The organism is Streptomyces alkaliphilus (genome assembly GCF_014141535.1).
GTDB lineage: Bacteria > Actinomycetota > Actinomycetes > Streptomycetales > Streptomycetaceae > Streptomyces > Streptomyces alkaliphilus.
Map to the genome: position 1 here is coordinate 1 of NZ_VKHT01000222.1, position 6,157 is coordinate 6,157.

General features: G+C 70.1%; 7 protein-coding genes and 1 tRNA gene. 6 read left to right on the top strand and 2 right to left on the bottom strand.

From position 1 onward, the window contains the following. The 6 genes from FNQ90_RS09650 to FNQ90_RS09675 form a co-directional block, all read left to right on the top strand. Positions 1–271, top strand: a 271-nt coding sequence (locus tag FNQ90_RS09650) for a hypothetical protein (RefSeq protein ID WP_194432377.1), incomplete at its 5' end; no start/stop codon positions are given. Then, positions 268–459: a hypothetical protein gene (locus FNQ90_RS09655; protein ID WP_182605986.1), complete on the top strand. Its 192-nt coding sequence runs from the start codon at positions 268–270 to the stop codon at positions 457–459. The genes FNQ90_RS09650 and FNQ90_RS09655, both read left to right, overlap by 4 nt. A 91-nt stretch (positions 460–550) precedes the next feature. Continuing rightward, positions 551–1,405 carry a bifunctional DNA primase/polymerase gene (locus FNQ90_RS09660; protein WP_182605987.1) on the top strand — a complete coding sequence of 285 codons (855 nt, stop codon included), beginning with the start codon at positions 551–553 and terminating at the stop codon, positions 1,403–1,405. A 2-nt stretch (positions 1,406–1,407) separates the two neighbouring features. After that, positions 1,408–2,886 (top strand): ATP-binding protein, encoded by a 1,479-nt coding sequence (locus tag FNQ90_RS09665; RefSeq protein ID WP_182605992.1) that lies wholly within the window; start codon positions 1,408–1,410, stop codon positions 2,884–2,886. Between the two features lie 454 nt (positions 2,887–3,340). Beyond that, on the top strand, positions 3,341–3,553 hold the full coding sequence (locus tag FNQ90_RS09670) for a helix-turn-helix domain-containing protein (protein ID WP_182605988.1): 213 nt from the start codon (positions 3,341–3,343) through the stop codon (positions 3,551–3,553). 85 nt (positions 3,554–3,638) lie between these two features. After that, positions 3,639–4,820: a site-specific integrase gene (locus FNQ90_RS09675; RefSeq protein ID WP_182605989.1), complete on the top strand. Its 1,182-nt coding sequence runs from the start codon at positions 3,639–3,641 to the stop codon at positions 4,818–4,820. 83 nt (positions 4,821–4,903) lie between these two features. On the opposite strand, the gene FNQ90_RS09680 is transcribed toward FNQ90_RS09675, so the two are convergent. After that, a tRNA-Pro gene (locus tag FNQ90_RS09680) sits at positions 4,904–4,977 on the bottom strand. 122 nt (positions 4,978–5,099) lie between these two features. After that, positions 5,100–6,035, bottom strand: a complete 936-nt coding sequence (locus FNQ90_RS09685) for a metallophosphoesterase (protein WP_182605990.1) — start codon at positions 6,033–6,035, stop codon at positions 5,100–5,102. Between the last annotated feature and the right edge of the window lie 122 nt (positions 6,036–6,157).

Genomic DNA, 6,157 nt, shown 5'->3' on the forward strand with positions numbered 1-6,157 from the left:
GGCACCCGTGCCCACCACCCTCGCATGCCTGTTAGCCATCACTCTCGGTTACATCCTGCTGTGTGTGGTCGCCCCGTTCCGCACCTGCCGGCTGTGCAACGGACTGGGCTTCGCCCTGCGCACCGACCGACGCGGACGCCCCACACGCGGCCGGCCCTGCCGCCGCTGCCACGGCAACGGCCGACACCTGCGCACCGGCCGCCGCGCCTACGAACTCGCCGCCCGCATCCACCACCACGCCACCCCCCACCTCAGGAAGGGCCCGCGATGACCGACCACCGCATCACCCTCATGGCCGCAGGCGAACTCCGCGACGCCCTCACCGCCCACCGCAACGGCGACACCGCCGCCGCCGTCGCCGCCCTCATGAGCATCGACCCCCAGTCGTGGGCGGCCATCGAACACCGCCTGGCGGCGCTGGGCGGCACCCTCGCCGAACTCCTGCCCGACACCCACTGACCGCACCAACACGAGGGCGGCCCGCGTCTCGCCAAAGCCCCGGGCCGCCCTCATCTCCACATCCCTGAAACAGAACAGGAGAACCCCCAGCATGACCCATGACCCCCGTTCCGCGCTGCTGTCCGTGGCGCTGGAGTGCGCGGCGCTCGGGCTGCCGGTGCTGCCCCTGCGTCGGGGCAAGGTGCCGTTCGGCAACTGCCCGGCGTGCGCGGGCAACGCGTGCGGTGGGCGGCCGAACATGAAGGTTCCGGGCCCCTGCCGCTGCCCCCATCCCTGCCACGCGTGGGCCGCCGCGACCACGGATTCGGCCGTGCTTTCCTCCCCGGCCTGGGTCGATGCCTGGGCCCGGGCGGTGGCCGTGGCCTACCACCCCGGCGGCGCCGGGTTGACCGTGGTGGACCTGGACGACGCGGACGCCCTCGCCTGGGCCCGAGCCACCCTGCCCGCCACCCGGATCGTGCCGACCACGCGCGGGGAGCACTGGATCTACCGGGGCGCCATGGCCTCCCGCAACGCGGTGCGGCCCGGCGTGGACATCAAGTCGACCATGGTCTACGCCCGCTGGCTGGGGCCCGGCACCGGCACCATCACCGAGCTGCCCAATGCCGTGCGCGCCCTGGTGGTGCGCAAGCCGGCCCCGGCCCGGCCCGGGGCGCCCGTGCTCGCCGTGCCCGCACCGGCCGGGGGTGGGGTGTGCTGCCATCGCACACCGACCTATCTGGAGCGGGGCATCGCCATGGCCGAGCAGCGCATCACCGAGGCCCGCAGCGCGATCCACACCACCGTCTACCGGACCTTCCTGGCCGTGCTGTCCACCCACGGCCGGTGCGGCTGCCTCACCGAGGACCACATCTCGCGGCTGTTCACCGCCGCCCGGGCCAAGGGTGAGAGCCCGCGGCACTGCACCGAGGCGTGGACCAACGCCCGCACCACGTTGGGACTGTGACCATGACCGAGGAGGAGAAGACCCCGGCCCGCGAGATCATCACCGACTACGCGCAGGCCAACTTCCGGTACTTCCGCACCGCCGACGGCACTGTCTACGCCCAGCGCAACGGCCACCCCGTCGCCCGCCCGATCCGCTCCCAGGGCACCACCGGCAGCCACCGACAGGAACTCATGGTCGGACTGTTCCGCGACGGCATCGGGGTGTTCAACGGCACCGCCATGAAGGAGGCGTTGGATTTGATCGAAGCCCTCGCGCTGACCGAGGAGGTCCAGCCGGTCCACATCCGCGTCGCCCCCGGCCACGACGGGGCCACCTGGCTGGACCTGGGACGGGCCGACGGGCTGTCGGTGCGCATCCACCCCACCGGCTGGGACATCGCCACCCCCGACCCCCGGGAGGTGTGCTGGCGACGCACCCAACTCACCGGGGAACTGCCCATCCCGACCAAGGACACCGACGGCAAGGGCATCGACGCGCTTTTGCGGCTGTGCAACTTCGCCACCGCCGAGACCGAGTGCCTGGCTTTGGCCTGGCTCATCGGCTGCCTCGGTCCCTCGGTCCCGGTCCCCGCCCCGTTCCTCACCGGGCCGCAGGGAGCGGGAAAGTCCACCGGCGGGCGGATGCTCGTGCGGGTTATCGAGGGCATGACCGGGGACCTGCGCCGAGCCCCGAAGGACGAGGAGAACCTGATTGCGGCGGTGGCAGCCGGATGGGTCACCGCCCTGGACAACCTCTCCCACATGACCCCGGACCTGTCGGATGCGCTGTGCTGCATCGTCACCGGCGCCGAGAACGTCAAACGCGCCCTGTTCACCGACGGGGACGTCTTCCGCGCCCGCTACCGCCGCCCGCTGCTGCTGACCGGCATCGACGTCGGCGTCATCCGTCCCGACCTCGCCGAACGGCTCCTCCCGTTGCGCCTGGAACGACCCCGGATCCGGCGCACCGAAGCGGAACTGTGGACCGAATACGCAGAGGTCCTGCCCGTCATCCTCGGCTCCCTGCTCGACCTCACGGTGAGGGTCCGCGCGGCCGAGGCCGAGACCCCCACCGATCTGCGGATGGCGGACTTCGCGCACCTGTGCGCGCAGATCGACGCCGCCACCGGCCTCGGGGCACTGGCCGCCTACCGGGCCAGCCTGGACGACCTCAACGACGACGTGATCGAAGGTGACCTGCTCGCCCAGACCGTTCTTCGGCACGCGGCGGACATCGCGCCGAGCACCGCGCAGCGCATGACCTCCACGGAGTGGCTGCACTGCCTCACTCGCCTGTACAGCGGTGAGGACTTCCGTCCCCTGCCCAAGGGCTGGCCCACCACCGGCAAAGTCCTCTCCGACCGCCTCAAACGCCTTCAGCCCACCCTTGCCGCCCGAGGCATCCTCATCGACTGGGGGCGGACCAAGACGGCTCGCTATATCGAGATCACGCGGCCGTCCGCCGTGCCGCCCTCACCGGAGCAGGAGGCGGCCTTCTGACCGCGCGACACCACTACCGCCCCAAGCAAGAGGAGCACTCGTCGACGCGTGCTCCTCTTGCTGTTCGGCGGCAGAGCCGCCCTGTGATGGACGCGCCGCGAAGCGGCTCCTTCTTCATGCCTGAGCGCGCACCTGCCGCTACGGACACTCCTCTTTTTCCCAAGTAGGGGAACCCTGCGTCACCTGCGTCACGCAAGCCGAGGCACCGCCGGGTGACCTGTGCAGACGGACGTGACGCAGACGGCTGCCCCCTGCGTCACGCCGCATCACCCGCGTCACCGGTGACGGACAACCCGAGTCACCGGTGACGCACCCTCCCGCATCCTGCGTCACCCCGAACGCACAGGTCGGACCGTGCGGGCGACGCGGACGACGCGGTGACGCAGAAACCCCCACCTCGGACAGACGCGAGTCCTGACAAGCACTCAAGATCCCTCCCAAGGAGTCACCCCGGATGAGTGTCACGCTCGCCGCTTCCACTGAGCGGCTCTTGTATCGACCGGAAGAAGCAGCGGCCGCACTCGGCATCAGCCGGTCGCTGATCTACGAGGAGATCCGCCTCGGACGGCTCAAGACAGTCCGCATCGGTCGTCGCCGACTCGTCCCACCCGAGTACGTCACGCAGTACATCGAACTCCTCAAGCGTGAGGCGGGAGCCGCCGCCTGACCCGCCTGAACGACTCGTATCCCTACGCACTTCGGCAGGGCCGCGCATCCCGGAGCGCGGCCCTGCCGTTTGGAGAGCACACCACATGAGCGAGACGCCGAAGCGTGCCCGCCGAGCGGGCCACGGTGAGGACACCATCTATTGGGACGCCTCGAAGAACCGCTACGTCGGCGCGGTGTCCCTGGGGTACGCCCCGAACGGCAAACGCCGACGACCGAAGGTCTACGGCAAGACCAAGACCGAGGTTCGCCAGAAGATCCGCGACTTGAAGAAAGAAGTGCAGTCCGGCGTCAAGGCCCCGGCCAACTACACCGTGAGCGACGCGGTGAACGACTGGCTCGAACGCGGCCTCAAGGGACGCGACGCGAAGGGCACCGTCGGCAAGAACCGCTCGATGGCGAACAAGCACCTCATTCCCTTCATCGGCAAGGCGAAGTTGAGGGATCTCAGCGCGGACGACGTGGACGACTGGCTCGATGACAGGGCCGCGTTCCTCGCGACGCGTAGCCTTCGCGATCTACTCGCCATCCTTCGCCGTTCCATCGAGCACGCTCAACGCAGGGACAAGGCTGCACGGAACGTCGCTCTCCTGGTCACCGCGCCGGAAGGACGACCAGGACGACCGAGCAAGGCTCTGACCCTGAAGCAGGCAGAGGCGGTGCTTACCGCCGCTCGCCCCTCACGGCTGTACGCCTACCTTGTGCTCTCGCTGCTCAGTGGTGTGCGCACGGAAGAGGCGCGTCCCCTCACCTGGGATCACGTCTTCTTGGAAGCGGAGAACGGCGTGCCGCCCCACATCGCCGTATGGCGCTCGGTGCGGAAGCACGGCGAGACCAAGACGAGGAGGAGCCGCCGGACCATCGCTCTGCCACAACAGGTGGTCGACGTGCTCGAGGAGCACAAGCGGTGGCAGATGCAGGAGAGGGCATCCCGAGGAATGGAGTGGAGCCCCACCGGTCGCGTCTTCACCACCCGGAGCGGTGAGCCGCTCGACGCGGCGAACGTTCGGCGTGACTTCAAGGCCATTGTGAAGAAGGCGGGACTCGCACCGGAATGGACGCCCCGTGAGCTGCGGCACAGCTTTGTCTCGCTGCTCTCGGACCACGGCATCCCGCTGGAGCGCATCGCGCAGCTCGTCGGGCACTCCAGTCAGGCGACCACGGAAGCCGTGTACCGGAAGCAGCTCAGGCCGGTCATCACGCAGGGAGCGGAAGCCATGGACGTGATCTTCGCTTTGCGGCGAGAAGCGATCGACCACGAAGCGTGATCTGAATCCTTTGGCCCCCTGTTTGGCTCCCAAGCGTGTCAGAGGCCCAATCGCAATCAAGCGGATTGGGCCTCTGACCTGTGTCGGGGTGGCGGGATTTGAACCCACGACCTCTTCGTCCCGAACGAAGCGCGCTGCCAAGCTGCGCCACACCCCGAAGCAACGAGGAACACTCTAGCCGACCGGCGCGTGGAGACGAAATCGGCTTTCGGCCCAGGGCTCGGGGGGGATCCCGGGCCCGGGGTCGGGCGGTCCGCCCGCCCGGCCCGGGACCCGGGATCAGGCGGTCTCGCGGCGCTCGACCAGGGTCAGGAGGGTCGCCTCCGGGGGGCAGGCGAACCGCACCGGGGTGTACCGGTTGGTGCCGCAGCCGGCGGAGACGTGCAGGTAGGAGCGGTTCCCACCGTGCTCGTGGGCGCTGAGTCCCTTGACCCGATCGGTGTCCAGGTCGCAGTTGGTGACCAGCGCGCCCCGGAAGGGGACGCACAGCTGACCGCCGTGGGTGTGGCCGGCGAGGATCAGCGGATAGCCGTCGGCGGTGAAGGCGTCGAGCACCCGCAGGTAGGGGGCGTGGACGACGGCGAGCGAGAGATCGGCGTCCCGCTCGGGCCCGCCGGCGACCTTGCGGTACCGGTCGCGCTTGATGTGCGGGTCGTCCAGGCCGGTGAGGGCGATCTCGCCGAGGGGGAGCTTGATCCGCGCCCGGGCGTTGGTGAGGTTGGCCCAGCCGGTGTCGTCGAACGCCTCCTGGATCTCCCACCACGGATTGCGCGGCACGCCGGAGGGGGCGGGGTTGCCGTTGAGGCCGTGCCGGCCGCTGACCTTCTCCAGGAGGTAGCGGGCGGGGTTGCGCAGGCGGGGGGCGTAATAGTCGTTGGAGCCGAAGACGTAGGCGCCGGGGAATTCCATCAGCGGATCCAGGGCGTCCAGCAGTTCGGGGACGGCGTCGGGGTCGGAGAGGTTGTCGCCGGTGTTGATCACCAGGTCGGGACGCAGGCCGGCGAGGGACTGGAGCCAGTGGCGCTTCTTGTTCTGGCCGCAGACCATGTGGATGTCGGAGACGTGCAGGACCCGCAGCGCGGGCATGCCCGGCGGGAGGACCGGGACGGTGGCCCGTCGCAGTCGGAAGGAGCGGGCCTCGAAGCCCGCCGCGTAGCCGAGGCCGGCGAGGGCCGCCGCACCGATACCGAGGGGAATGCCGTAACGCGCGCGCATGCCCCCATCGTCGCAGAACGGCGAGGGGGGGCGTGACCGTCTCCCGTCCCGGGGCTCCATCGGCGGGTGTCCGGCGTCCGGGCCGGGGCGGGGTCACCCGGACCGGGGGCCGCCTGCGGGCC

Coding starts and splice junctions, on each gene's coding strand:
- FNQ90_RS09655 (WP_182605986.1), top strand. CDS start 268: ATGACCGACCACCGCATCACCCTCATGGCCGCAGGCGAACTCCGCGAC.
- FNQ90_RS09660 (WP_182605987.1), top strand. CDS start 551: ATGACCCATGACCCCCGTTCCGCGCTGCTGTCCGTGGCGCTGGAGTGC.
- FNQ90_RS09665 (WP_182605992.1), top strand. CDS start 1,408: ATGACCGAGGAGGAGAAGACCCCGGCCCGCGAGATCATCACCGACTAC.
- FNQ90_RS09670 (WP_182605988.1), top strand. CDS start 3,341: ATGAGTGTCACGCTCGCCGCTTCCACTGAGCGGCTCTTGTATCGACCG.
- FNQ90_RS09675 (WP_182605989.1), top strand. CDS start 3,639: ATGAGCGAGACGCCGAAGCGTGCCCGCCGAGCGGGCCACGGTGAGGAC.
- FNQ90_RS09685 (WP_182605990.1), bottom strand. CDS start 6,035: ATGCGCGCGCGTTACGGCATTCCCCTCGGTATCGGTGCGGCGGCCCTC.